Origin of the sequence: Pantoea pleuroti, from assembly GCF_014156615.1 — a bacterium.
Taxonomy (GTDB): Bacteria; Pseudomonadota; Gammaproteobacteria; order Enterobacterales; family Enterobacteriaceae; genus Pantoea; species Pantoea agglomerans.
Genome location: NZ_SBFD01000002.1, coordinates 694,520 through 720,078, shown reverse-complemented (window position 1 = coordinate 720,078; position 25,559 = coordinate 694,520). Strand labels below are relative to the sequence as shown.

Genomic DNA, 25,559 nt, shown 5'->3' with positions numbered 1-25,559 from the left:
AGCAGCAGAGGCGCTCAGGCCTTCACTCTCGTGCCCTTTCTGACAATACACACTGAAGTTTCAAAGCAGGCTGGGGCCGGGCAGGGGCAGGCAATCCGCAGCGCTGAACAGAATGAGTCTGCCAGGAGAGCCCGCAGGACGCGGGCGAAAGGCGGGGCGGCACAGGATGTGCCATCCCCGACGGTCCGTCAGGCAGGCGAATGAAGTGAAGGAACCGCGCAGCGGCGCGAGGACCGCCAGCCCCTGCCCGTCACCAGACTGCGTTATCCCCTGTCGCTTAACTGACGGGCATTACCGCTAAGCGGCCATTTTTTTGACGAATATCGTTTGTCAGGATGATTCTGCCGGTGACTGATTAACGCTGGGCTTCGCCGCCCAACGCTTCTACCAGATTGCTGGTCAGTGCGGCCAGTTCGCTGGTCATCAGAATAAAGTCCGCATCAAAGCGCTGTGCAAAATCTTCGCGGTCGATATCGTCGTTCTGGTCGCGCAGCGTGTCGCTGAACTTCAGGCGTTTGATTGAACCGTCATCGGCCAGCATAAACTGAATGCGCTCCTGCCAGTCGAGCGCCAGTTTGGTTACCAGCTTGCCCGCTTCGATGTGGTTGGCGATCTCATCGCACACCAGATCCTGTTTCTTGCAGCGGATAACGCCGCCATCTTCCAGCAGCGCTTTCAGCTCCGCTTCATCCATCAGGGCGAAACCGGCTGGAACGTCACCCGAACGCACCCATTCGGTCAGGGTCAGTTCAATCGGGCTTTCCAGCGTCAGCGGCACCACCGGCAGTGAGCCCAGGCTTTTACGCAGTAGCGCCAGGGTATCTTCCGCTTTTTTTGCGCTGGCACAGTCAACCATAATGAGGTTGTTGACTGTGTCGATCCAGAGGTAGGTCTGGCTGAAACGGCTGAAGGCGCGCGGCAGCAGGCTGTGCAGCACTTCATCTTTCAGCGAATCTTTTTCGGTCTTCTTGAGCTTGCGGCTCTGCTCAGATTCCAGCTTGTCGATTTTCGCTTCCAGCGCCTGTTTCACCACCGGCGAAGGCAGGATTTTCTCCTCTTTGCGGGCGCAAATCACAATCTGGCCTTTGTTTTCATGGGTCAGCGCATCGCTGCGGTTGCCCATCGGCGAGACCCAGCCGGTCTTGCTCATATCCTGACTGCCACACGGTGAAAACGTGAAGGCGTCGAGCTGCTTTTCCATCTCATCTGCGGACAGCGGAATGTCACGATTCAGACGATAAACCATCATATTTTTAAACCACAACATCGGGATTCCTTACCGTGGCGCGATCGGGCGCACAAGTCTGCGAGAGTCAGCGCGCATGATAGCGAAACATCGGAGTGGTTTCATTGCCTTTCCGGCAGACGCCTTTTACTGTATCTCTCACCTGAACGAATAACGAGGACGTAATCTTGCGCATAGGCATAGATCTGGGTGGCACCAAGACAGAAGTGATCGCATTGTCGGATAAGGGAGAGGAGCTGTTCCGCCACCGGGTGAATACCCCGCGTGATGACTATCAGGCAACGGTACAGGCGATTGTCGATCTGGTCACGCTGGCGGAGCAGAAAACCGGCGAAACCGGCACGGTGGGTCTCGGTATTCCCGGCACGCTTTCGCCCTACAGTAAGCGGGTAAAAAATGCCAACTCCACCTGGCTCAACGGCCAGCCGCTGGATAAAGATCTGGCGCAGGCGCTGAACCGGGAAGTGCGTATCGCCAACGACGCCAACTGCCTGGCGGTGTCGGAAGCGATCGACGGTGCCGGTGCCGGAAAGTCGCTGGTGTTTGCCGTGATCATCGGCACCGGATCGGGCGCCGGTGTCGCGATCAACGGTGAGTCGCGTATCGGCGGCAACGGCAATGCCGGTGAGTGGGGCCACAATCCGCTGCCGTGGATGGATGAGGATGAGCTGCGCTACCGTCAGGAAGTGCCCTGTTATTGCGGTCAGCAGGGCTGCATAGAGACCTTTGTTTCAGGCACCGGTTTTGGTATCGACTATCAGCGGCTGAGCGGCGTGCATCGCAAAGGTGCGGAGATCGTCTCGCTGCTGGCGCAGCAGGATCCGATCGCCGAACTGGCGATGAGCCGCTATGAGCTGCGGCTGGCAAAATCGCTGGCGCAGGTGGTGAACCTGATCGATCCCGATGTCATTGTACTGGGTGGTGGGATGAGCAATGTGGATCGTCTCTATCAGACCGTGCCGGTGCTGATGAAGAAGTGGGTATTTGGCGGGGAGTGTGAAACGCCGGTGCTGAAGGCGCAGCATGGCGACTCCAGCGGCGTTCGCGGTGCAGCGTGGCTCTGGCCGCTTAACGGCTGATGCCGCAGGCACGCTCCCGCTGACGATTCAGCGCCGGGTATCGCTGGCGCTGAATCGTTAACCCACGGCACTCACCCGCGCCGGTGTTATTCGCCGACCAGCATACTGTCCTGCGGCGCCCGATCGCGCTGGGCTTTGGTGACGAGGAAGTAGAGATAGCCTGCCAGCATGATGGCGAAAAACAGCGCGCCAATCACCGGATTAAACCACAGCATCGCCAGCAGACAGACCACCGACAGCAGCAGGGCGATGCCCGGAACAATCGGATAGCCCGGCGCGCGGAAACTGCGGACCATCTCCGGCGCGCTACGGCGCAGTTTAAACAGGCTCAGCATACTCATGATGTACATCACTATCGCGCCAAACACCGCCATGGTGATCATCGCCGCCGTCAGCGTCATCCCCTGCAGATTAATCACGCCATCGCTGTAAATCGCCGCGATACCCAGCACGCCGCCGAGAATAATCGCCCGATGCGGGGTCTGGAAACGCGACAGCTTCGCCAGGGCAGGTGGCAGATAGCCCGCGCGTGCCAGGGCAAAAAACTGCCGTGAATAGCCGAGAATGATGCCGTGGAAACTGGCAATCAGGCCAAACAGTCCGATCCACACCAGCATATGCATCCAGTTAGAGTGTTCGCCGACAATCATTTTCATCGCCTGCGGCAGTGGATCGTTAATGTCGGCGAGTTTGCGCCAGTCGCCCGCGCCGCCCGCCATCAGCATCACGCCAATCGCCAGCACCACCAGCGTCAGAATCCCGCTGATGTAGGCGCGGGGAATAGTCCGGGTCGGATCTTTCGCCTCTTCGGCCGCCATCGCCGCGCCTTCAATGGCAAGGAAAAACCAGATGGCAAAAGGAATGGCGGCGAAAATGCCGGAGAAGGCGGGCAGTCCGAAGCTGTCACTGCCTGCCCAGCCGTGCGCGGCGAAGTTCGCCAGGCTGAAGCCGGGTGAAACCACACCCATAAACACCAGCAGTTCAATCACCGCCAGCACCGTCACAACCAGTTCAAACATCGCCGCCAGTTTTACGCCGAGAATATTCAGCGTCATAAACAGCAGGTAGGCACCAACCGCCGCAGTTTTCGGGTTCAGTTCGGGATACTGCACGTTGAGATAGGCCCCTATCGCCATGGCAATCGCCGGTGGCGCAAAGACAAACTCAATCAGCGTCGCCAGACCGGCAATCAGTCCGCCGGTTTCGCCAAAGGCGCGGCGACTATAGGCAAATGGCCCGCCTGCATGGGGGATCGCGGTGGTAAGTTCGGTGAAGCTAAAGATAAAACAGGTATAGAGTGTGGCGATCAACGCGGTGGTAACCAGAAATCCCAGCGTGCCCGCCACGGCCCAGCCGTAACTCCAGCCAAAATATTCGCCTGAAATAACCAGGCCAACCGCAATCCCCCACAGATGCAGGGTGCCCAGAGTGGGCTTGAGTCTGTTTGTCATTCTGTTATCCCCGTCGTTGTTGGTCTCACGCGGCGTTACACCGCCATTACGCTACAGTAAGGGGATAATGCCGTTGCATTACTCGCCACGACTTGACGCGGGCGCAGTGACTTCTGTCCTCCACGGTCAACTCACGGGCAACAACCGGGCCAGCTGCACGCTGCGGTCAACTTTGTCTCTTCCGGAGTCAAGCAGCTCACCTTCTGGCAACGCATGCTGAGATAACGCAAGTGACAAGGAGCCGGACTGATGAGCGCTAAACAATATGACAACCTGACTGATTCCCAACTCACCCTGATGGCGCAGCAGGCGCTGGCCTGTTATCCCGCCGCGCTGCAGGGCCAGCTCAGCCTGCTGTGCCGCTCAGAGAACGCCACGTTTCTGCTGCAGGCGGCAGGCCGGCGTTATGCGCTGCGACTGCATCGCGGCGATTATCATCAAAAAGCCGACATCGTCAGCGAACTGCTGTGGCTCGATGCACTGCGCGAAACCGGCATTATGGTGCCGGAAGCGGTGCCGGACAAAGAGGGCGAAACCGTGCTGACGCTGCGGCTGCCGGAGGGCGGTGAACGCTACGTGGTGCTGTTTCACTGGATCGACGGAGAGATGCCGACCACCGACGTCGATCCCCGCGCCTTTCAGCAGCTCGGCCAGATCACCGCGCGGCTGCATCAGCACAGTAAACAGTGGCAGCCGCCTGCGGGTTTCCAGCGCATCATCTGGGATCACCACACCATGACCAGCAGTGAGAGTCACTGGGGACGCTGGCAGGATGCGCCGAATCTGAATCCTGCCGATCATGGCGTGGTAGAGCAGGCGATAAGCCAGGTCGGCGCGGCGATGGCGCAGTTTGGTAAAGGATCGGATCGCTATGGCCTGATCCATGCCGATCTGCGGCTGACCAATTTGCTGCTGCACAAGGGCGAAACACGGGTGATCGACTTCGATGACTGCGGGCTCGGCTGGTATCTGCACGATCTGGCGGCGGCGATCAGTTTTGTTGAGCATCATCCGCGCGCGCCAGAGTGGATCGATCACTGGATCCGTGGCTATGAGCAGGTGGCGCATATCAGCGATGCGGAGATGGCCATGCTGCCCGCGCTGTTGATCCAGCGTCGTATCCAGCTCACCGCGTGGGTGGGATCGCATGCCGAGACCGAAATGGCGCACAGCCTGGGATCGGCGTGGGCCAGCCACTCGGTCCGCCTCTGCCGCCGCTATCTGGAAGGTGAGCAGCTGCCGGTCGGCGTCTGATGCACCAGCGGCGGGCGTCGCTGCGCCGCCGCAGTGCCCAGCGCGCAACCTGCACGCCGCCCGGACTGCCCGCAGGCGGCGCGTCGGGCATCAGGGACCTGGTATGGAAATTGCTCGGATAGAAGTGACGGGTGATCCACCTGAATTCTGACTGAGGCGACCATGAATCCGACACTGATAAAGCCCGATGCGTTTGCGGCCTGCTCGGCAGCGGCGGGGGCAGGCAATCACGGCGTGCTGGCAGCGGCGGCGACTGGCTTAAGCGACTTTATTCATACCCAGGGCGGTGATGTTGATCGCATCTTCGGCATCAGCGGCATCGATCCGGAGCGCCTGGCCAGCCCGACGCTCAGCCTGGGGCTGGTTAACTACTGTCGGGTGCTGGAAGAGGCAGCGCGTCACTCCGGTTTTGATAACTTCGGTTTGCACTACGGCAGGCAGTTTAAACCGCAGTCATTAGGCCTGATCGGCTACATCGGTCTGTGCTCCGCCACGCTGGAACAGGCGCTGCATAATGTGGTCAACGCGTTTCCCTGGCATCAGCATGACACCTTAACCCGGCTGGTGGATAAGGGAGAGTGCTGGCGACTCGACTATCAGGTGCGACATGGCGCGATCCTGTCGCGCCGTCAGGATGCGGAGCTGACGCTGGGGATGTTTATGAATCTGATCCGCCACGTGGCGGGCAGACACTGGGCACCGCGCGAAGTCCACTTTGAACATCCGCGTCCCGGCCAGTGGCACGATCACTGCAAAGTGTTTGATGCCCCGGTCTGGTTCGATCAGCCGTTTAATTCACTGGTGATCCCAAAACGCGATCTGCTGCGCGCCATGCCGGAGAGCGATCCGATCCTGTTAATGGTGATGCAGGATGCGATCCGACGGCTTAACCGTGTGACGTCACAGCAGAGCATGATTGAGCAGGCGCGTTCGCAGGTTAATTTATCGCTGATGCAGTGTGAGCCGGTACTGGAAGAGGTGGCGGATAAGCTCGGACTGTCGAGCTGGTCACTGCAGCGGCGACTGCGTGAAGAGGGCAGCAGCTTTACCGCGCTGGTGGATCAGGTGCGCTGCGAAATGGCGACATACTATCTGCAGCAGAAGCAGCTGCCGATCTCAGAGATGGCGCTGCTGCTGGGCTACTCGGAAGTCAGTGCGTTTTCACGCGCCTTTCGTCGCTGGTTTGGCATCAGTCCGCGCCAGTGGCGTCAGGAAGGTCTGGCCAGCTAACCGCGCGGCGCAAAGCCGAACCACGCCGGTTGTCCAGGCTCCGGCGGCGGCGGCAGATCACGGGTCTGCGCCACCAGCTGCCAGGCGCGCAGGCAGAGCGCTTCATCCCCCTGCGTCTGGGTCACCGCATAACGTCTGCTGTATTCCTGCCACTCCATTCGTACCAGACATTGCTGCCCGGCGTAACGCGCCGCATCGCTGAACTGCCGGTTCAGTACTGGCTGCATTTGATAAGTCCAGTGACAGGATTGACTGTCAGGATCTTTCGACGGCTGACAGAGGTTTGCCACGCTATCCCGTTGCTTTGTCACAGGTTGCTGACAGGCGCTGAGCGATATTGCAATAATCACCCCCGGCAATATTCTCATCGTTATATTAATTAAATTCATTTAACTGGCCAACTTTCCTTAAAGATCTTCCGGTCTGCTGCCGACAGTCTACAGACCGGCATCATGAATGCTATGGCATTACTCCGACTGTCGACAGAACCAGAATTTACCGCCCTTGCGCGGGTTACGTCTCTTTCACTTCATGGATTAGAAATGCAGAAAAAATATGCCTTTGCGGCACTCTCCCTGTTAACGGCCTCGCTCATCAGCGGCTGCGCCACCGAATCTTCCCGCGCTATTCAGGCCCCGCAGGTTCGCGCGGCCAGCCAGCCGGTTTATCAGGGCGTGCGCAGCCCGATTGCGGTGGGTCAGTTTGATAACCGCTCCTCCTATATGAACGGCATTTTCTCTGATGGTGTCGATCGGCTGGGCAATCAGTCAAAAACCATTCTTATTACCCATCTGCAGCAGACCAACCGGTTCAGCGTGCTGGATCGCAGCAACCTGAAAGAGCTGCAGCAGGAGTCGGACTTCAAACGCAGCCAGCAGAATATCAAAGGCGCGAACTTCATCATCACCGGTGATATCACCGAGTTTGGCCGCAAAGAAGTGGGCGATCAGCAGCTGTGGGGCATTCTGGGCCGCGGCAAAACGCAGATCGCCTATGCCAAAGTGAATCTGAACGTAGTGGATGTCACTACCTCAGAGGTGGTCTACAGCACCCAGGGCGCGGGCGAGTATCAGCTCTCCGCACGTGAGGTCATCGGCTTTGGTGGCACCAGCAGCTATGACTCTACGCTGAACGGCAAAGTGATGGATCTGGCGATTCGCGAAGCGGTCGATCATTTAGTGGATGGAATCAACAACGGCGCATGGCGTCCGGCTAAATAAGGAAGCAGTAAATGAAGATGATGACACTGAGCAGCCTGCTGATTGCAGCGGCGTTGCTGGCAGGCTGTGCGTCAAAAGCGCCGAAAACGATCTACTACTGGGGCGATTATCAGCAGCAGGTCTATAGCTACTATCAGCCGGGCAGCGATCCGCTGAAGCAGATTGATGCGCTGAATCTGGACATTGAAAAAGCCCGTGCCGTTAACCAGCCGGTTGCGCCTGGTCTGCATGCCCAGCTTGGCCTGCTCTATGCCAAAACCGGCGATACCAATAAAGCCTTTGGTCAGTTTGCCACCGAGAAGCAGCTGTTTCCCGAATCGGCACCTTACATGGATTTTCTGATGAGTAAAAAACAAGGAGTGGTACGGTGAAAAAACTGATTGCCCTCGGCGGCGTGCTGATGATGCTGCTGCTGACCGGTTGTGCGACGAAAAAACCGTATGACTACAGTGCGTTCCGTGCCAGCAAGCCCGCCTCGATTCTGGTGCTGCCGGCCGATAACACCTCGCCGGATATCAATGCCGCTCACAGTCTGACCTCGCTGGTGACGCGCCCGCTGGCCGAAGCCGGTTACTACGTCTTCCCGGTGGCAGTGGTTGAAGAGACCTTTCAGCAGAATGGCCTGACCAGCGCCAGTGACGTCCAGGCCGTCAGCGCGAAGCGTCTGAATGAGATTTTCCACGCCGACAGCGCGCTCTATATCTCGATCAGCGAATATGGCAGCAGCTATCGGGTCATTGACAGCGTGACGACCGTGACGGCCAAAGCACGGCTGGTGGATCTGCGCAGCGGCAAAGAGATCTGGCAGGGTAAGGCCAGTGCCAGCGACAGTGAAGATGGCAACAACAACAACGGTGGGCTGGTCGGTATGCTGGTCAGTGCGGCAATCAAACAGATTGCCAGCAATGTGACTGACAAAGCGCACACCGTGGCCGGACTGACCAGCAATCGTCTGCTGGCACAGAACGAGCAGGGCGGGTTACTCACCGGCCCTCGCTACAAGCTCGTCAGCGCCCGCTGATCAGACTCAGACGGGCGCTCTGGCGCCCGTTATCCCTGAGGCAGTTCCAGCTGGCTGTAACCCAGCCCATTCATCTTGCGTACTTTAATCTGAACCGGAATGCGCTCCTTCATCGCTTCAACATGGCTGATGACCCCAATGGTTTTGCCGCTGGCGTTGAGTGCATCGAGGGCATCCAGCGCGGTGTCGAGCGTCTGCGCATCCAGCGTGCCAAATCCCTCATCCAGAAACAGCGATTCGATGCGCGTTTTGTGGCTGACCAGATCCGATAACGCCAGCGCCAGCGCCAGACTCACCAGGAAGCTCTCACCACCGGAGAGCGTGCGGGTATCGCGCGCCGCATCGGCCTGCCAGGTATCGACCACATCCAGCTCCAGCAGATCCTGCGCCCGTCGCTGCAGCAGATAGCGGCCATGCAGCCGATCGAGCTGACGGTTAGCCAGGGCCACCAGGTGATCCAGCGTTAAGCCCTGGGCGAAGCGCCGGAATTTATCGCCGCTGGCGGAGCCAATCAGATCGTTGAGCAGGCTCCACTGCGCCAGCGTCACACTATCCTGTTCAATCTGTGTCATCAGGCTTTGCTGGCGCACACGAAGGCTGGCATCGCTCTGCAGCTGCTGCTGAATCTGACCCTGCTGGCTGGCGTTGTCGCGCAGTGCCAGCCGTAACTGCTCCAGCTGCTGCGCCAGCGCCTCGGCGGATTCCGGCATCGCAGCGGGTTTCGCCTGCTGATGGGCGCTGAGCCGCTGACGCAGATCTGCCAGTCGCGCCTGCTGCTGCTGGCATTGCTGATCAAGTTGCTGCAGCTGCTGACGCAGTTGCAGAGCGGTTTGCTCATCCAGCAGCGCCGCGCGCAGGCTGGCTTCATCCGCGAATCCGGCACTCTCCAGTGCCTGCTGCAGCGCGCTTTCCGCCTCTGCCAGTCTGCTGTTGAGAGTCTGTCGCTGATTTTCCAGCCCAGAAAGCTCACCCTGCAGGCGACTGACCTCGGCCTGCGCCTGTTGCAGGGCCGTGAGCTGCTGTGCCAGTTGTTCATCAGCCTGCTGAACGCGGGCCTGCATCTGCTGACGGGCGAGGGTGACCTCGCGATCACCAAACAGCGCCAGACGGGCACGGCGCATCTCGCTGAGCTGCGTCTGGCTCTGGTTTTGTTGCTGCTGACGGGTAGTGAGCTGCTGCTGCTCCAGTTCTGCCTGCTGTTGCAGGGCAGTGAGCTGGGTTTCCCCCTTTAACAGCTGCGGTTGCAGGTTAGCGAGCAACCGCTCACTTTCCTGCCAGCGCTCCCAGCGCCGCTGCTGCTCTGTCAGCCACGCATCGCGATGGGCAGCGTCGGGCAGGGCAAGGTTGTGCGCACTGAACTGCTGCTCCAGACGACTCTGCAATTGCGCCGTGGCCTGCTGTTCCTGCTGCTGACGCTGTTGCAGCGCATCCAGCGCCTGCTGCAGGCTGGACAGAGACTGCTGCGCCAGCTGTTCAGCCTGCAAATGCTGCTGCCAGGCCTGCGACTGCTGAAGATGGTAATCCTTTGCGGCCTGACGCGCCTGTTCGGCGGCTTCCTGCGCCTGTCGCTGCTGCTCAAGCTGGCTTTCACGTTCGCTTTGCTGCTGCTCCCACGCGGCTAAGGCATCCCGATCGGCGAGCGGGAAGGTAAGTGCCAGCTCACTGCTCAGCGCCTGCCATTGCTGCTCAAGCCGATCGAGCTGTTGCTGCATCTCCGCGATTTCATCGCGCAGGGTCTGCTGCTGCACGGCTGACTGTTTCAGCTGTTCGCTTTTTGCCGTGCCCGCTTCGCGCAATGCCTCGGTTTGTTGCTGCAGTGCAGCCCGGCGCTGCTGGTTAGCACTTACTTCCAGCGTGCTGTAGGCCTCAACGGCGGGATGCGTGCAGGAGCCGCACAGCGGACAGGGCTGATCGGCGGCGAGCCGGGCGCGGTAATCACTGAGATCGACAATCTGCTGCTCCAGCGCGCAGATTTTTTCGACATCATCCAGCTGCTGTTTTTCGCGTTTCCACGTCTCGCGCAGCGCCTGGAGTTCGGCTTCACTCTGCTGATGCGCTTTTGCAAGCGTAGCCAGCCGCTGCTGGCGCTGGCCCAGCTGCTGATGCAGCGGCTGCCACTGGGTTGAAAGCAGCAGCAGTTGCTGACGAGCCGGACGGCTGTTCTGCAACTGGCTTAATGCCTGACGCAGTGCGGCAGGCGGATGCTGTTCCTGTAGCGAAGTTAGTACTTGCTCCGCCTGCGACAGCGCCTGGCGGGCCTGTTGCTCCGCCTGCTGGCGCGGCAGCGCCTGTTCTGCCTGCTGCTGCTGTTCCGCCTGCTGGGTGGAGATCTGTCTCTGCTGCTGCTCGCGCTGTTGCGCCAGTCCGGCCAGGGTCGCTTCACGCTGCGCCAGCAGGGCAAAATTCTCCTGCCACACCGGCAGCGAAGCGCCCCATTGGGCGAGATCGGCAAGCTGCTGGCGTAACTGATGCTGTTCAGCAATCGCCTGCTGCCATGTATCAACCTGGCGCTTCTGCTCTGCCAGGCTGGCCTGTGTCTGGTCGGCATGCTGCTGCTGCCGGGCATTTTCCTGCTGCTGCTCCGCAAGCTGCTGCTGCAGTGTGCTGATCCGCTGATCCAGCGGCAGCACCTGTTCTGTCAGCAGGCTCTCCTGCTGCTGCTGTTCCTGCAGCGCCTGCTGGCGGGCACGCTGGGTGGCCGCGTAGTGCTGCTGATGCTGTTGCTGTTGGCTCTGCGCCTGCTGCTGTGCCGCCGTGAGTTGCTGACAGCGGCTCACGACCTGCTGCTGTTCGGTACGTAACGCGTCGCGCTGCTGCAGTTTTACCCGCAGCTTTTCAGCCGGTTCGCTGCGTGCCAGCCGCTGACGATCGGCTTCTGCCGCCTGGGATGCGGCCTGGGCCTGCTGCAGCGCGATGTCAGCCTGCGCATTTTCCTGCTGTAACTGCTGCGCCTGCTGTTGCCACTGCTGCTGTTGCTGCGCCTGCTGATAGTGCACGCTGAGCCGCTGTTCCGCATCGGTCAGCTCGGTGAGCTGCTGTTGCAGCGCGTCGCGTGCGTCGCTATCCAGCAGCGCCATCGCTCCCGCCTGGCTGCGCAGCAGATCCAGCTGGGTTTTTGCCTCTTTGTGGCGCTCGTAGATGGCGGCGGAAATCAGACCGTAAATTTCGGTGCCGGTCAGCTCCTCAAGCAGTTCCGCGCGCTCACTGGCTTTGGCGTTGAGAAAGGCGGCGAACTGGCCCTGTGACAGCATCATCGAGCGGGTAAACCTTTCGAAATCGAGCCCGGAGAGGGTTTCGATCAGCTTCAGCTTGTCACCGACTTTGTCGGCAACAATGATGTTGTCGGCGCAGCGTGCCAGCTCAACGCGCGGTGCCTGTAGCTTGCCGTCGGCAGTGCCGCGCGCGCGGTTCTGGCTCCAGAAGGCGCGCCAGGCTTCTCCTTTGATCTCAAACTCCACCTCGGCCAGACATTCGGCGCAGTCGCGAGTCATCAGCGCATTCTGGCTCTGGGAAATCGCGCCCAGGCGCGGCGTCTGGTGATAGAGCGCCAGGCAGATGGCATCCAGCAGGGTGGTTTTACCGGCGCCGGTGGCACCGGTAATGGCGAACAGGCCGTTGCTGGCAAAAGGTTCGGCGCGGAAGTCGATGAACCATTCACCGCGCAGGGCATTGAGGTTTTTGAACCGTAGCGTGAGGATTTTCATTGGGTCTCTTCCATGGCGGCCAGCGTCTGGCGGAACAGGGTGGTCATCTCGGCGATTTGCGCCGGTTGCAGCTCCTCATCCAGCGCCAGCCGGCGGGCAAAGACCTCCTCCACCTTCAGCTCACTCAGGGTTTCGTTGTCGAGCCGCGCCAGGCTCTGTTGCCGCTGTTCACGGCTGCGGCGGAGCAACAGGACTTCGACCGGCAGCGTGGCGGTCAGGGTTTCTACCTGACGCTGCAGATCGCTGAGGTACTCCTGGGTGGTGACTTCGATGTCGAGCCAGGTCGGCTTCTCCTGCTCTGCCGTGCTGAAGGCGTTTAACTGCTCTGCAATCTGCGCCAGCGATCCTTTCAGCACCTGCATCGGCTGCGCCTGTGGCACCACCAGCGGCGTGACTGATTGCAGGCCGCTGGTGGTGAGCTCCAGCAGGAAGACGCTTTTTTCTGTGCCCAGCTCATCAAAGCTCAGCGGAATTGGCGAGCCGCTGTAGCGGATATGTTCGCTGCCCGCGACGCGCTGGGCGCGATGAATATGCCCCAGTGCGATATAGTCAGCTGCGGGAAACGCGCTGGCCGGGAAGGAATCCAGCGTGCCGATATAGATGTCGCGCACCGAATCGCTCTGGCTGACGCCGACGGTGGTGAGATGGCCGGTGGCGATAATCGGCAGTGCATGGCCCAGCGCCTGGGCGGCAGTGAAACGCTGCTGATAGTGGTGGGCGATCGCTTCCAGCAGCGAGGTCTGCTTGTCGCGTCCCGACTGACCCGCCCGGCTGCGCAGAATATCGCGCGGCCGCAGATAGGGAATCGCACACAGCAGCGCGCCCGGCTCTCCCTGGCGGGTGTTGAGCAGCAGCACATCATCCTTCTCCTGCGGGGTGGCGATCACCCGGGTATTGAGGCAGGCGAGCAGCTCACGCGACTCATTCAGCGTAGCAACGGAATCGTGGTTGCCCGCCAGCACAATCAGCTGACAGCCGCTGGGCTGCAGCGCCACCACAAAGCGGTTGAACATCTCGCGGGCGTAGCTGGGCGGTGTACCGGTATCAAACAGATCGCCTGCGATGATCAACGCATCCACCTGATGCTGTTCAATCTGGATCAACAGCCAGTCGAGAAACGCCTGATGTTCGGCTGCCCGACTTTTGTTGTAGAAGAACTGCCCCAGATGCCAGTCCGCAGTATGAATGATGCGCATGATGAGTCCCTGCCGTTGTGATTCGCCCGGCGATTATACTGGCTCTGCGCCCAAAGCAAAAAATTGTCGCTGTGCTGTCATAAATGATTACCAGTGAGGTTACAGGCAGGTTATGTTTTTCATAAAAGTGTCACAAATCTGACGCATAATGGCGCCGCGAATCTCAGTGACATCCGTCATAATCAGCAGGAGTAATAATGGCTAAGCGCATTTTGGTTGTGGAGGATGAAGCCCCCATCCGTGAAATGTTGTGTTTTGTTCTGGAGCAGAACGACTATCAGCCAATCGAGGCGGAAGATTATGACAGCGCCGTTGGCAAGCTGATTGAACCCTGGCCCGATCTGATTTTGCTGGACTGGATGTTACCCGGTGGCAGCGGTATTCAGTTTATCAAGCACCTGAAACGCGAGGCGATGACCCGCGATATCCCGGTGATGATGCTCACCGCGCGCGGCGAAGAGGAGGATCGGGTGCGCGGCCTGGAAGTGGGTGCCGATGATTACATTACCAAGCCCTTTTCACCTAAAGAGCTGATGGCGAGAATCAAAGCGGTGATGCGCCGTATTTCGCCGATGGCCGTGGAAGAGGTGATTGAGATGCAGGGGCTGAGTCTGGATCCCTCCTCACATCGCGTGATGTCCGAAACCACGCCGCTGGAGATGGGTCCCACCGAATATAAGCTGCTGCACTTCTTTATGACCCACCCGGAACGCGTTTACAGCCGCGAACAGTTGCTGAACCACGTCTGGGGCACCAATGTGTATGTGGAAGATCGTACTGTCGATGTTCACATCCGCCGTTTACGTAAAGCGCTGGAAGTGTCCGGCCACGATCGCATGGTACAAACCGTTCGCGGAACAGGGTATCGTTTCTCTGCCCGCTACTAAACGGAGCCTTAACCGTGCTGGAACGCCTCTCCTGGAAGAGATTACTGACAGAACTGCTGCTGGTCTGTCTGCCCGCAGTGCTGCTGGGCCTGCTGTTCGGCGGGCTGCCCTGGTGGCTGCTACTGAGCGTGCTGACGGTACTGTTGTGGCATTTTCACAATCTGATGCGGCTGTCGCACTGGCTGTGGCTCGACCGCACCATGACGCCACCAGCCGGGCGTGCCAGCTGGGAACCGCTGTTTTATGGTCTTTACCAGATGCAGCTCCGCAACCGGCGGCGACGGCGTGAACTGGGCAATCTGATTAAGCGTTTCCGCAGCGGTGCCGAGTCGCTGCCGGATGCGGTGATCCTGACCACCGAAGAGGGCACCATTTTCTGGTGTAACGGCCTGGCGCAGCAGCACCTGGGTCTGCGCTGGCCGGAAGATAATGGTCAGAACATCCTCAATCTGCTCCGTTATCCGGAGTTCTCCCGCTATCTTCGCCAGCGCGATTTCGACAAGCCGCTGACGCTGGTGCTGAACAACAAACTTCACATGGAGTTCCGCGTCATGCCCTACAGTGAAGGGCAGTGGCTGCTGGTGGCGCGTGATGTCACGCAGATGCATCAGCTGGAAGGGGCGCGCCGCAACTTCTTTGCCAACGTCAGCCATGAATTGCGCACACCGCTCACGGTGCTGCAGGGCTACCTGGAGATGATGAACGACTCGGTGATGAGCGAGCCTTCGCGCAGCAAAGCGCTGCACACTATGTCGGAGCAGACGCGCCGCATGGACAGCCTGGTCAAACAGCTGCTGACGCTTTCGCGCATTGAAGCCGCGCCCGCAATCGATCTGAAAGAGAAGGTCGATGTGCCGGTGATGCTGAAACTGCTGCAGCATGAGGCGGCAACGCTGAGTGGCGGCCGTCACGACATCCATTTCCATACCGATCCCCATCTGAAAGTGTTCGGCAACGATGAACAGCTGCGCAGCGCCATCTCCAATCTGGTTTACAACGCGGTAAACCACACACCGGATGGCACGCGAATTGATATCAGCTGGCTGCGCGGCAAACAGGGGGCGATCTTCCGGGTGTGCGATAACGGGCCGGGCATCGCCTCAGAACATATTCCGCGTCTTACCGAGCGTTTCTACCGGGTCGATAAAGCCCGTTCGCGTGCGACCGGGGGCAGCGGGCTGGGGCTGGCGATAGTGAAACATGCTCTGAGCCACCATAACGCCCGGCTCGATATCACCAGCGTGCCGCACAAGGAGACCTGTTTTACCTTTACGCTGCCAGCGAGGTTGATTGTCAGCAGCGTGATGCAGGAGAATGCCGTTCATTAATTGCTGCCGGATCTCCCTGATGCGCATCCTTCTTTTGTTGATCATTACTCTGCTGCCGGGCCTGGCACTGGCCCAGCCCGGCGCGCTCTCCGGCAATCTCAGCAGCGTCGGATCGGATACGCTGGGCTATCTGATGACGCTGTGGGGCGAAGATTTCAGTCGCCAGGCGCCGGGCGTCAATGTCCAGGTTCAGGCCTCCGGCTCTTCTACTGCGCCGACCGCGCTGGCGGCAGGGGCAGCACAACTCGGTCCGATGAGCCGCCCGATGCAGGCAGATGAACGCCAGGCCTTTGAGGCGCGCTACGGCTATCCGCCGCTGGCGGTTCCGGTGGCTATGGATGCGCTGGTGGTAGTGGTGAATCAGCGCAATCCGCTGCAGCAGATTGAACCGCGTCAGCTCGACGCCATCTTCTCGATTACCCGTCTGTGTGGCGCACACAGCGTGCCGCTGCGCTGGGGCGATCTCGGCTTAACCGGCGCGCAGTGGAGCAAACGGCCGATTCAGCGCTATGGACGTAACTCCGCCTCCGGCACCTGGGGTTTCTTCAAGCAGCAGGCGCTGTGCAAAGGTGATTTTCGCAGCGACGTGGCGGAGTTTCCCGGTTCGGCCGCAGTAGTACAGGCGGTGGCCGGTAATTCACGCAGCATCGGCTACGCCAGTTTTGGCTTTCATCTCAGCGGCGTAAAAATGCTGGCGGTGATGAATGATCAGGGGCAGGCGATTACCCCGGATGCCGATGCCATCCGCAGTGGCCGCTATCCCTGGGCGCGCCCGCTCTATCTCTATGTGAATAAAGCGCCCGGCAAACCTTTGCCGCCGCTGGTGGCCGCGTTTCTGCAGCAGGTACTTTCAGCACAGGGACAGCGGCGGGTCAGCGAAGCGGGCTATCTGCCGCTCTCTGACAGTCAGATGACGCAGGCGCGCGCCGCGCTGCGTTAACCCCCCGAACGTGAATTTTTTTCAACATCACTGAATTTTCTTCAGTTGCAGAAGAAAGCCGCTCATGCCACTCTGTATTCAGACATGTAGCCATCCAGATGGCTATTTATATCAGGATGCAACTATTTCCTGCCGTCATTACCGGCAGGGGAGACAGGAGTGATCATGCAAAGAGAAACCGCCCCGTTCCGTGCCGATACCGTTGGCAGCTTTCTGCGTCCCGCCGCCATTAAGCAGGCGCGCGAACAGTTTGCAGCCGGAGAGATTGATGCGGCTGCCCTGCGCCAGATTGAAGATGAGGCGATTCGCGATGTGGTGGCGAAACAGCGGGAAAACGGCCTGAAAGTGGTCACTGATGGCGAGTTTCGTCGCGGCTGGTGGCACTTCGACTTCTTCTATGGCCTGAATGGCGTAGAGCGCTATGAAGCGGAGCAGGGCATTCAGTTTAATGGCGTGCAGACCAAAGCGCATGGCGTGAAAGTGGTAAGTAAACTCGGTTTCCCGGCGGATCATCCGATGCTGGCGCATTTCCGCTTCCTGCAGAGTATTGCCGGTGATGCGGTGCCGAAGATGACCATTCCCAGCCCCAGCGTGCTGCACTTCCGTGGTGGCCGCAAGGTGATCGACGCGGAAGTCTATCCCGATCTGGCAGACTACTTCGACGATCTGGCGCAGACCTACAAAGCAGCTATTCAGGCGTTTTATGACGCGGGCTGCCGCTATCTGCAACTGGATGATACCGTCTGGGCTTACCTCTGTTCTGAAGATCAGAAGCGCGATATCCGGGCGCGTGGCGACGATCCTGACCAGCTGGCACAGACTTATGCTCAGGTGTTGAATAAAGCGCTGGAAGGTAAACCTGCCGATCTGACCGTGGGTCTGCATGTCTGTCGCGGCAACTTCCGTTCAACCTGGATCTCTGAAGGCGGCTATGGGCCGGTCGCAGAAATCCTGTTCGGCAGCGTCAACGTGGATGCCTTCTTCCTGGAGTATGACAACGCCCGTTCCGGCGGCTTTGAGCCACTGCGTTATATCAGGCCGGGCCATCAGCAGGTAGTGCTGGGTCTGATTACGACCAAAATAGGAGAGCTGGAGGATCCGGTGCAGGTAAAAACCCGGCTTGAAGAGGCGGCGCAGTATGTCAGTCTGGATCAGATCTGCCTCAGTCCGCAGTGTGGTTTTGCCTCAACCGAAGAGGGCAACAGCCTGACCGAGGCGCAGCAGTGGCAGAAGATTCGCTTAGTGGTCGATATCGCGAATCAGGTCTGGTAGTGCTGTAACGTTGTGCAGACAGGCGCGTAAAACGCGCCTTTTGTGTATCTTCAGGCCCGTTTATGCGGGGATTTCTCACGCTCTGTCTATTATTTAGGCACATCATCTTGTGTGCCTGCTGCAAAAATTAACGCTATCCACTGCCTTTTGAAAAAATGGCGGCATAACCTTCTGGTTTTCCGATCCCGTATTGCCTTTCACCGCTATAAACGTTTTACTTAGCGCCGTTGTCGATCCATCCCTCTGTGAACAGAATAAAAGCAGCTCAAATCACCTGTGCTTTACCCTGCGACGAGCATAATGCGCTGACATTGTCAGCCTGGTCGCGGTTTACACGCAGCGAGGGGACAACACTAACCCAACTTCCACCGCAACATCAGTGACAGGCCGTATGACACATCGTTTAACTTCGAAGGACATTCTCGCGCTGGGCTTTATGACATTCGCCCTGTTTGTTGGCGCGGGCAACATCATTTTCCCGCCCATGGTCGGTATTCAGTCTGGCGAACACGTCTGGACTGCCGCGATTGGTTTTCTGATTACCGCAGTCGGTCTGCCCGTGATGACCGTGATCGCGCTGGCCCGCGTCGGCGGCGGCGTGGATGCGCTCAGCACCCCGATTGGCAAGGTCGCTGGCATCGTGCTGGCCACCGTTTGCTATCTGGCTGTCGGGCCGCTGTTTGCCACACCGCGTACGGCCACGGTCTCGTTTGAGATGGGTATTGCCCCGCTGACCGGTGATGGCGCGCTGCCGCTGTTTATCTATAGCCTGATTTACTTCACGCTGGTGATTGGCGTGTCGCTCTATCCCGGCAAGCTACTCGACACGGTAGGGCACTTCCTTGCGCCATTAAAAATTATTGCGCTGACCGTGCTGGGCGTTGCTGCCCTGGTGTGGCCCGCCGGCGGCACGGTTCCGGCTACCGCTGATTATCAGCGTGCGGCCTTCTCCAGCGGTTTCGTCAATGGCTATCTGACCATGGATACGCTGGGCGCGCTGGTATTTGGCATCGTAATTGTCAACGCCGCCCGTTCGCGTGGCGTCGATAATGCCGCGCTGCTGACCCGTTACACCGTGCTGGCAGGGTTAATCGCCGGTCTGGGCCTGACGCTGGTCTACCTCTGCCTGTTTAAGCTGGGCGCGGGCAGCGGTGCGCTGGTGGATCAAAACGCTAACGGCGCAGCGATTCTGCACGCGTATGTTCAGCATACCTTTGGCAACATGGGCAGCTTCTTCCTTGCCGCGCTGATCTTCGTCGCCTGTATGGTGACTGCCGTAGGCCTGACCTGTGCCTGTGCGGAATTTTTTGCGCAATACCTGCCGTTATCGTATAAAACGCTGGTGTTTATTCTGGGTCTGTTCTCCATGGTGGTGTCGAATCTCGGCCTGAGCCACCTGATTCAGATCTCCATCCCGGTACTGACGGCGATTTATCCGCCCTGTATCGTGCTGGTGGTGCTGAGTTTCACCCTCAACTGGTGGAATAAGAGCAGCCGGATTATCGCGCCTGCGATGCTGGTAAGCCTGCTGTTTGGTATTGTTGATGCGATTAAAACCACCGGGTTTAAAGATTTGCTGCCCGCTTTCAGTCAGCATCTGCCGCTGGCCGACCAGGGTCTCGCCTGGTTGCCGCCGTCGCTGGTGATGCTGCTGATTGCCGCTGTTGTTGATCGGGTGAAAGGGCCGGAACAGGTGACCGTTCACTCGTAGCAGAGAGCACTGATTTTTCTTTAACCACGGGCCTGCCCGTGGTTTTTTCATTTCACAGGTACAGGTTGTTATGCAAGAAACCAACAAGCTCAAACGCGGACTGAGCACGCGCCACATCCGCTTTATGGCGCTGGGATCGGCGATTGGCACCGGGCTGTTCTACGGTTCCGCTGACGCGATAAAAATGGCCGGACCGAGCGTGCTGCTCGCCTATATCATCGGCGGGGCAGTGGCTTACATCATCATGCGCGCGCTGGGTGAGATGTCCGTTAATAATCCTCAGGCCAGCTCCTTCTCACGCTATGCGCAGGACTATCTTGGGCCGATGGCCGGCTACATCACCGGCTGGACGTACTGTTTTGAAATCCTGATCGTGGCGATTGCGGATGTCACCGCGTTCGGCATCTATATGGGCGTCTGGTTCCCTGAGGTGCCGCACTGGATTTGGGTGCTGAGCGTGGTGCTGATCATCGGTGCCGTCAATCTGATGAGCGTGAAGGTGTTCGGCGAAGTGGAGTTCTGGTTCTCCTTCTTCAAAGTCGCCACCATTATCGTGATGATTCTGGCTGGTTTCGGCATGATCATCTGGGGGCTCGGCAACGGCGGCCAGCCGACCGGCATCCACAATCTGTGGACTAACGGCGGCTTCTTTGCGCACGGCGTGGTCGGTATGCTGCTGTCGCTGCAGATGGTGATGTTTGCCTATGGCGGTATCGAAATCATCGGTATTACCGCCGGTGAAGCGAAAGATCCGGAGAAGTCGATTCCGCGCGCCATCAACTCGGTGCCGTGGCGCATTCTGGTGTTCTACGTCGGCACGCTGTTTGTGATTATGTCGATCTACCCGTGGAATCAGGTAGGCACCTCGGGCAGCCCGTTTGTGCTGACCTTCCAGCATCTGGGCATTGCGGCGGCCGCCTCTATCCTCAATTTCGTGGTGCTGACCGCGTCACTCTCGGCGATTAACAGCGATGTGTTTGGCGTGGGCCGCATGCTGCACGGGATGGCGCAGCAGGGACATGCGCCGAAGGTCTTTATGAAGGTCTCTTCGCGCGGGATTCCGTGGGTGACGGTGGTGGTGATGATGTTCGCCATGCTGATTGCGGTTTATCTCAACTACCTGATGCCGGAAAAAGTCTTCCTGGTCATCGCCTCGCTGGCGACCTTTGCAACGGTGTGGGTCTGGATCATGATTTTGCTGTCGCAGATCGCGTTCCGTCGCAAAATTGGTAAAGAGGCCGCCAGTAAGCTGCAGTTTGCGCTGCCAGGCGGCAGCTGGACTGCTGGCCTCGGCGTAGCCTTCCTCTGCTTTATTATCGGTCTGATTGGTTATTTCCCCGATACCCGCATTTCCCTCTATGTCGGTATGGTGTGGATAGTGGTGCTGCTGCTGGGCTATAAGCTGGTTCGTAAAGTCCGCTAATCTCCTGTTCTGCTCTCTCATTCGTGGGGGAGCAGAACACGCTATTTCCCGCGTTTCTATATTCCTGCTCATCCGATTATTTATGTGACCCAATCCACAATATGGAATCCTGTTATCAGGAGCAAAACGCCTGCCTGAGAAATAAGATTATGCCCCGGTTTATTTCCCCTCATGCATCAGCAAATAATTATTTTAATTGGCAGTGAATGTGGCCGATAGTGATAACCGGACAGGGGCGATAAGGGAGCTTCAGAGGAGTGAGCGTGCAGTCACACAGGCGCTGGCGGGCAGCAGTAGCGGGGCGTGTAAGAAATAAAAAACGGCGAAACCAGTCGCCGAAATACTCAAGAATTACAGGAAAATAGTTAATAAAGGGATGATTGACGGGTCTATCGTAAAACAAAACGAGTAGCGCTGATAGTCAGGCGATTTAAATAAGAAAAGGTCGGAATGGCGTTAATTAACAGCGGTTAACATTATTCAGGCCGCATGGCTGCTGCGGCCTGAATTTCATTAGCCAGGGACTCAGGGCAATATAACCGAAACCGGCAGCACAGCGCTGTTATCCAGCTTTTTCCGTAGCTGAGTCAGCGTGGATTGATAAGGGCAGAGCACGCCGACATCGGTGATTCTGCAGTCAGGCTGATGCCACTCCTGACGTAATAATGGATGTTTATCATCAATCGGTTGTAACTGACGAATCCCATCCAGACTCTGCGCCTGGAAATAGAGCCGCAAAAAACGTTCGCCGCTGCGGGTGTCGCGCCAGCGCTCCAGCACCAGACTACTGCCCGGTGGAATGTTGCCGCGTGAATAGCCTGGCAACTGCCAGCTAAAGCCCATCAGGGTGCGCACCATCGCAATATTGGTGTCATGTGCCACCAGAATCAGCCAGCGGCCCGGCGCGCTATTGGAAGCGATCGCCTCCAGCAGGGCGTTGAGCAATATCGAGCCACGGCGCTGTGCCTGATAGAGCACGTCGTTGCTGAGATCGTAGTTTGCGGTCAGCAGCGGCAGCAGCGTGGTGATCTGCGCGGCCGACGTGATGTGCCCCCATGCGAGCTGTTCCCACGGCAGGTTTTCGCTGTAGCCCAGTCGCAGCGTCTCCACCATGCTCGCCATCACACTCAGCCCGTAAACGTATGTGTTGCCGTTGCGGGTTTGCCGGAACGACCAGGGCGCATCGAATAAGGGGCACTTTGTTGCTGCCGGGCAGACGGCGGCTTTCAGTTGCCGAATGGCAGGTTGCATCTGCTGTTGCAGCCGCGCCAGATCGCCCGCTTTCTGCTGTTTCGCGGCCAGCTCCTGAGCGGGATCGCTCTGGGTGACCGTCAGCTTTTCACTCTGGAACAGCGGATCGACATCGCCCGCTACGTGATGCACCGGCACGCCACAGCCGGGAAAGGCCCCGTCAGTCAGCGCCGCAGCCGTCGCGCGGGTGCGCTGCAGCGGACTGGCGCGCACGTAGACCTGAGCCGCATCAGGACAGCCCGCGCCCAGCAGGCCGAGCTGGCGATAGTGCTCGCCTTCCCAGCGTCCTTTATTGACCACCGCGCTGTAGCCATGACCGGTCAGCTCGCCATCGGCGGTGGTCCACTGCGTCCAGGGTTGCTGGCTGGCGGCTTCAATCTCTTTACGATTGCCGGGAGTGGGCGGACGCACACCGTGACGGCTCAGTTCGACCACCTTCTCCAGCTGGTAATCCGCCGCCTGTGACGCCGGACTTAACAGCCAGAGAGAACAGAGGATCAGCGCGCAGCGGTACAGGCCTGGCAGCCTCATTTACTCCTCCAGTGCGCGATTACCGGTCAGCGCTTTAATTTTTGGATAAAGGGTCGCATTGGCCAGCAACACCGGGTTGCCGTTTTTGAGTCCTTCGTTGCGCAGATAATCATTAGTAACGCCGCCCGCTTCGCGCATCAGGACGATGCCCGGCAGACTATCCCAGGGATGCATATGCGCTTCATAGTAGCCAATCAGTCGCCCGGCGGCCGCCCAGGCGCTGGTCAGCGCGCCAGAACCGATACGAATAAACATGCCGCCCTGTTCAGTTAAACCGCTAATCAGGCGCGAGACGCTTTCGGCAGGGGTGCGACTGGAGTTGCTGATGCCGAGCAAACCTTCGTTGAGATGCGTCGCGCCATGAACCTGGAGACGGCTCTCATTAACCCACGCACCCTGACCTGCTCGTGCGTGAAACAGCTCCTGATGATTGGGATCGCAGACCACGCCGATTACCGGTTCGCCGTCACAGACCACCGCCAGCGAGACGCACCAGTTAGGCAGGCCGTTGACGAAGCAGGCGGTGCCATCGATGGGATCGACCACCCAGATAAAGGGCGCGCCCTGAACTTCACCGCCGCTCTCTTCGCCATAGACAGCATCGTCAGGAAAGCGCTCAGCGATTAATGTCTTAATCAATGCCTCAACGTTACGATCAGCCTCGCTGACCACGTCCTGCAAATCCCTTTTGTGTTCCACCACCAGTGTCTGACGCTGCTGATACCACGAATAAGCCCGGCTGGCCGCCGCACGGGCGATGTCGCAGGCGTAACGGTAACGCGCGTCAATTTCAGAATGCGAAGCGGATGACATCTTTTCCTCTTATGTCTTTTGGTCAAAACGAACGGAAGGCACGCCTGAACAGGCGGTCTGGCTGTGATATTTACTTAACTATTGTTAAGAAAGGCTTCATTAAGCCGCAGATAGGCAGCAATGGCAAGATGGTGCAGGGCCGGGTGAGGCGCTTTCCCTGCGGACGAAAGCTGGCGTCCGCCAGCCCCGCAGCAGAGGATCGGGTTTTACAGGGTTCTGCTGGTCGCCAGCGCCATTAAACGCGGATAAAAAACAAAAAACAGCGCTTCCAGCTGATCATAGTGTTGCGTGAAATCGTGGAAAGAGTCGCGCAGGGCTGCCAGGCGTGGACGGCGGCTGGCCATGCCGTGCAGCACCCGCTCCAGCCGCGCGGGCTGGGCATAATGCTCAAACCAGCGCTCGCGCCACATCACCGCGTTGAGTTCCTGAAACTCGATGGGGGTATCTGCCAGTTGCGGCATGATTTCGCGCTCGGCGGCGGCAGAAAAGTGCACCAGCGTCTGGCCAGGCGTGAAGTGCTGCCAGTGCCGGGCCAGAAAATGGTCCCAGATGACGTCCAGCGTAATGGGTGCCACGCGATAGGTTTCAGCACGGAACAGCTGACGGGCGCTGCGCACTTCCGGCAACGCATCGGTCATCACATCCAGACGACGGTGCATCAGAATGCCGTCCGCGACGGGCGCAGACCAGTGCTGGTGCGGGTTGCCACGCACAAAATCGGCCATTAAATTGCCGAGTAAGGAGCTGTCGGCCAGCTTGGCCAGATGGAGATGAGCAAGAAAGTTCATGCCGCATTATAGGCTGAACTGCCTTTGCGCAGCCAGTTGTTCAGAATTGGTCGATTTTCCGCTAAACTGTGCCGCCTGTTTTTGCCTGAGAAAGAACTCTTTCATGCGTGTCGCCGATTTTGCTTTTGAACTGCCCGAATCCCTGATTGCTCACTATCCCCAGGCGCAGCGCAGCGGCTGTCGTCTGCTGTCGCTCGAGGGTCCCAGCGGGACGCTGTCGCACGGTGTGTTCACCGACGTGCTGGATAAGCTGAATCCGGGCGATCTGCTGGTGTTCAACAACACCCGTGTGATTCCGGCGCGCGTCTTTGGCCGCAAAGCCAGTGGCGGCAAAATCGAGATGCTGGTGGAGCGGATGCTTGACGACAAGCGTGTGCTGGCCCATGTGCGCGCCTCGAAAGCGCCGAAGCCGGGAGCAGAACTGCTGCTGGGCGAAGATGAGAGCGTGAAAGCGACGATGGTGGCGCGTCACGATGCGCTGTTTGAGATTGTGTTTGATGATGAGCGCGCGGTGCTCGACATCCTCAACAGCGTCGGCCATATGCCTCTGCCGCCTTATATCGACCGTCCGGATGAAGAGGCGGATCGCGAGTTGTATCAGACGGTTTACAGCGCCCGTCCGGGTGCCGTTGCGGCACCGACAGCCGGTCTGCATTTTGATGAACCGCTGCTGCAGGCGCTGAAAGAGAAGGGCATTGAGATGGCGTTTGTGACGCTGCATGTCGGTGCGGGAACCTTCCAGCCGGTGCGCGTCGACACCATCGAAGAGCATCACATGCATGCTGAATATGCCGAAGTGCCGCAGGAGGTTGTTGATGCGGTGCTGGCCTGTAAAGCACGCGGCAATAAAGTAGTCGCTGTCGGCACTACCTCTGTCCGTTCGCTGGAGAGCGCCGCTAAAGCGAGTCAGGATGCCCTGATTGCGCCGTTCTTCGACGATACCCAGATTTTTATCTATCCGGGCTATGAGTATCAGGTGATTGATGCGCTGATCACCAACTTCCATCTGCCCGAATCGACTCTGATTATGCTGGTCTCGGCGTTTGCCGGTTATCAGCACACCATGGCCGCGTACCGCGCAGCCGTGGCTGAGCAATATCGTTTCTTCAGTTATGGTGACGCGATGTTTATCAGCAAAAATCCGCAGGCGCCGCTGGAAAAAGTGGGCGACTGATTTATTAACCGATAGCCGGAATCGACTGAGAGCGACTGAA

General features: G+C 58.7%; 21 protein-coding genes. 13 read left to right on the top strand and 8 right to left on the bottom strand.

All coding sequences use genetic code 11. The features are described 5' to 3' along the window. Positions 1-355 precede the first annotated feature (355 nt). On the bottom strand, positions 356-1,267 hold the full coding sequence (gene rdgC / locus EPG66_RS07425; RefSeq protein WP_060679557.1) for a recombination-associated protein RdgC: 912 nt from the start codon (positions 1,265-1,267) through the stop codon (positions 356-358). 146 nt (positions 1,268-1,413) lie between these two features. Between rdgC and mak the strand changes: the two genes are divergently transcribed. Then, the gene (gene mak, locus EPG66_RS07420; RefSeq protein WP_031593982.1) at positions 1,414-2,325 is read left to right on the top strand and encodes a fructokinase; all 912 of its coding nucleotides are present in this window, start codon (positions 1,414-1,416) and stop codon (positions 2,323-2,325) included. Positions 2,326-2,411: 86 nt separating this feature from the next. On the opposite strand, the gene eat is transcribed toward mak, so the two are convergent. Next, the gene (eat, locus tag EPG66_RS07415; protein WP_182686359.1) at positions 2,412-3,776 is read right to left on the bottom strand and encodes an ethanolamine permease; all 1,365 of its coding nucleotides are present in this window, start codon (positions 3,774-3,776) and stop codon (positions 2,412-2,414) included. A gap of 249 nt (positions 3,777-4,025) precedes the next feature. Here eat and EPG66_RS07410 point away from each other — a divergent pair, with 249 nt between their 5' ends. Together EPG66_RS07410 and qhpR are read left to right on the top strand one after the other, a co-directional pair. Next, positions 4,026-5,030: a phosphotransferase enzyme family protein gene (locus EPG66_RS07410; protein WP_039388258.1), complete on the top strand. Its 1,005-nt coding sequence runs from the start codon at positions 4,026-4,028 to the stop codon at positions 5,028-5,030. Positions 5,031-5,192: 162 nt separating this feature from the next. Continuing rightward, positions 5,193-6,260, top strand: coding sequence for an AraC-like transcriptional regulator QhpR (qhpR, locus tag EPG66_RS07405; protein WP_182686357.1), 1,068 nt, complete (start codon positions 5,193-5,195; stop codon positions 6,258-6,260). On the opposite strand, the gene EPG66_RS22975 is transcribed toward qhpR, so the two are convergent. Continuing rightward, positions 6,257-6,487: a cell envelope integrity TolA C-terminal domain-containing protein gene (locus EPG66_RS22975; protein WP_230873576.1), complete on the bottom strand. Its 231-nt coding sequence runs from the start codon at positions 6,485-6,487 to the stop codon at positions 6,257-6,259. The two genes, qhpR and EPG66_RS22975, sit on opposite strands and share 4 nt — an antisense overlap. Before the next feature lie 315 nt (positions 6,488-6,802). Here EPG66_RS22975 and EPG66_RS07395 point away from each other — a divergent pair, with 315 nt between their 5' ends. Genes EPG66_RS07395 through EPG66_RS07385 form a run of 3 tightly spaced genes read left to right on the top strand, consistent with a single transcriptional unit; the run spans position 6,803 to position 8,501 of the window. Next, positions 6,803-7,480 (top strand): CsgG/HfaB family protein, encoded by a 678-nt coding sequence (locus tag EPG66_RS07395; protein WP_033756751.1) that lies wholly within the window; start codon positions 6,803-6,805, stop codon positions 7,478-7,480. An 11-nt stretch (positions 7,481-7,491) separates the two neighbouring features. Then, positions 7,492-7,851, top strand: a complete 360-nt coding sequence (locus tag EPG66_RS07390; RefSeq protein WP_031593976.1) for a DUF4810 domain-containing protein — start codon at positions 7,492-7,494, stop codon at positions 7,849-7,851. Then, positions 7,848-8,501 (top strand): DUF799 domain-containing protein, encoded by a 654-nt coding sequence (locus EPG66_RS07385; RefSeq protein ID WP_080760121.1) that lies wholly within the window; start codon positions 7,848-7,850, stop codon positions 8,499-8,501. Before EPG66_RS07390 ends, EPG66_RS07385 begins: the two co-directional genes overlap by 4 nt. Before the next feature lie 29 nt (positions 8,502-8,530). On the opposite strand, the gene EPG66_RS07380 is transcribed toward EPG66_RS07385, so the two are convergent. Both EPG66_RS07380 and sbcD read right to left on the bottom strand, forming a co-directional pair. After that, entirely contained in the window at positions 8,531-12,205 is a 3,675-nt protein-coding gene (locus tag EPG66_RS07380) for an AAA family ATPase (protein ID WP_182686355.1), read from the bottom strand. Further along, a complete protein-coding gene (gene sbcD, locus EPG66_RS07375; protein WP_182686353.1) occupies positions 12,202-13,401 on the bottom strand; it encodes an exonuclease subunit SbcD in 1,200 nt (399 codons plus the stop codon). Before sbcD ends, EPG66_RS07380 begins: the two co-directional genes overlap by 4 nt. A 197-nt stretch (positions 13,402-13,598) precedes the next feature. On the opposite strand from sbcD, the gene phoB reads away from it, so the two are divergent. From phoB to proY, 6 genes are all read left to right on the top strand, one after another. Then, complete coding sequence (gene phoB, locus EPG66_RS07370; protein ID WP_003852491.1) at positions 13,599-14,288, top strand: phosphate response regulator transcription factor PhoB; 690 nt, start codon at positions 13,599-13,601, stop codon at positions 14,286-14,288. Between the two features lie 14 nt (positions 14,289-14,302). Next, on the top strand, positions 14,303-15,616 hold the full coding sequence (phoR, locus tag EPG66_RS07365) for a phosphate regulon sensor histidine kinase PhoR (RefSeq protein ID WP_010255313.1): 1,314 nt from the start codon (positions 14,303-14,305) through the stop codon (positions 15,614-15,616). Positions 15,617-15,635: 19 nt separating this feature from the next. Continuing rightward, entirely contained in the window at positions 15,636-16,556 is a 921-nt protein-coding gene (locus tag EPG66_RS07360; RefSeq protein ID WP_115758949.1) for a PstS family phosphate ABC transporter substrate-binding protein, read from the top strand. A gap of 165 nt (positions 16,557-16,721) precedes the next feature. Further along, complete coding sequence (locus EPG66_RS07355) at positions 16,722-17,828, top strand: cobalamin-independent methionine synthase II family protein (RefSeq protein ID WP_182686351.1); 1,107 nt, start codon at positions 16,722-16,724, stop codon at positions 17,826-17,828. Between the two features lie 391 nt (positions 17,829-18,219). Then, entirely contained in the window at positions 18,220-19,539 is a 1,320-nt protein-coding gene (brnQ, locus tag EPG66_RS07350; protein ID WP_031593970.1) for a branched-chain amino acid transporter carrier protein BrnQ, read from the top strand. A gap of 70 nt (positions 19,540-19,609) precedes the next feature. Further along, positions 19,610-20,962 carry a proline-specific permease ProY gene (proY, locus tag EPG66_RS07345; RefSeq protein ID WP_115758944.1) on the top strand — a complete coding sequence of 451 codons (1,353 nt, stop codon included), beginning with the start codon at positions 19,610-19,612 and terminating at the stop codon, positions 20,960-20,962. A 525-nt stretch (positions 20,963-21,487) separates the two neighbouring features. Here proY and EPG66_RS07340 read toward each other — a convergent pair. From EPG66_RS07340 to EPG66_RS07330, 3 genes are all read right to left on the bottom strand, one after another. Continuing rightward, positions 21,488-22,744, bottom strand: coding sequence for a histidine-type phosphatase (locus tag EPG66_RS07340; protein WP_182686349.1), 1,257 nt, complete (start codon positions 22,742-22,744; stop codon positions 21,488-21,490). Beyond that, positions 22,745-23,557 carry an inositol monophosphatase family protein gene (locus EPG66_RS07335; protein ID WP_022626128.1) on the bottom strand — a complete coding sequence of 271 codons (813 nt, stop codon included), beginning with the start codon at positions 23,555-23,557 and terminating at the stop codon, positions 22,745-22,747. 206 nt (positions 23,558-23,763) lie between these two features. Continuing rightward, a complete protein-coding gene (locus EPG66_RS07330) occupies positions 23,764-24,345 on the bottom strand; it encodes an ACP phosphodiesterase (protein ID WP_182686347.1) in 582 nt (193 codons plus the stop codon). A 103-nt stretch (positions 24,346-24,448) separates the two neighbouring features. Here EPG66_RS07330 and queA point away from each other — a divergent pair, with 103 nt between their 5' ends. Continuing rightward, on the top strand, positions 24,449-25,519 hold the full coding sequence (gene queA, locus EPG66_RS07325; protein ID WP_031592197.1) for a tRNA preQ1(34) S-adenosylmethionine ribosyltransferase-isomerase QueA: 1,071 nt from the start codon (positions 24,449-24,451) through the stop codon (positions 25,517-25,519). The last annotated feature ends 40 nt before the right edge of the window (positions 25,520-25,559 follow it).

Coding starts and splice junctions, on each gene's coding strand:
- rdgC (WP_060679557.1), bottom strand. CDS start 1,267: ATGTTGTGGTTTAAAAATATGATGGTTTATCGTCTGAATCGTGACATT.
- eat (WP_182686359.1), bottom strand. CDS start 3,776: ATGACAAACAGACTCAAGCCCACTCTGGGCACCCTGCATCTGTGGGGG.
- EPG66_RS07410 (WP_039388258.1), top strand. CDS start 4,026: ATGAGCGCTAAACAATATGACAACCTGACTGATTCCCAACTCACCCTG.
- qhpR (WP_182686357.1), top strand. CDS start 5,193: ATGAATCCGACACTGATAAAGCCCGATGCGTTTGCGGCCTGCTCGGCA.
- EPG66_RS22975 (WP_230873576.1), bottom strand. CDS start 6,487: ATGCAGCCAGTACTGAACCGGCAGTTCAGCGATGCGGCGCGTTACGCC.
- EPG66_RS07395 (WP_033756751.1), top strand. CDS start 6,803: ATGCAGAAAAAATATGCCTTTGCGGCACTCTCCCTGTTAACGGCCTCG.
- EPG66_RS07390 (WP_031593976.1), top strand. CDS start 7,492: ATGAAGATGATGACACTGAGCAGCCTGCTGATTGCAGCGGCGTTGCTG.
- EPG66_RS07380 (WP_182686355.1), bottom strand. CDS start 12,205: ATGAAAATCCTCACGCTACGGTTCAAAAACCTCAATGCCCTGCGCGGT.
- sbcD (WP_182686353.1), bottom strand. CDS start 13,401: ATGCGCATCATTCATACTGCGGACTGGCATCTGGGGCAGTTCTTCTAC.
- phoB (WP_003852491.1), top strand. CDS start 13,599: ATGGCTAAGCGCATTTTGGTTGTGGAGGATGAAGCCCCCATCCGTGAA.
- EPG66_RS07360 (WP_115758949.1), top strand. CDS start 15,636: ATGCGCATCCTTCTTTTGTTGATCATTACTCTGCTGCCGGGCCTGGCA.
- EPG66_RS07355 (WP_182686351.1), top strand. CDS start 16,722: ATGCAAAGAGAAACCGCCCCGTTCCGTGCCGATACCGTTGGCAGCTTT.
- brnQ (WP_031593970.1), top strand. CDS start 18,220: ATGACACATCGTTTAACTTCGAAGGACATTCTCGCGCTGGGCTTTATG.
- proY (WP_115758944.1), top strand. CDS start 19,610: ATGCAAGAAACCAACAAGCTCAAACGCGGACTGAGCACGCGCCACATC.
- EPG66_RS07340 (WP_182686349.1), bottom strand. CDS start 22,744: ATGAGGCTGCCAGGCCTGTACCGCTGCGCGCTGATCCTCTGTTCTCTC.
- EPG66_RS07335 (WP_022626128.1), bottom strand. CDS start 23,557: ATGTCATCCGCTTCGCATTCTGAAATTGACGCGCGTTACCGTTACGCC.
- EPG66_RS07330 (WP_182686347.1), bottom strand. CDS start 24,345: ATGAACTTTCTTGCTCATCTCCATCTGGCCAAGCTGGCCGACAGCTCC.
- queA (WP_031592197.1), top strand. CDS start 24,449: ATGCGTGTCGCCGATTTTGCTTTTGAACTGCCCGAATCCCTGATTGCT.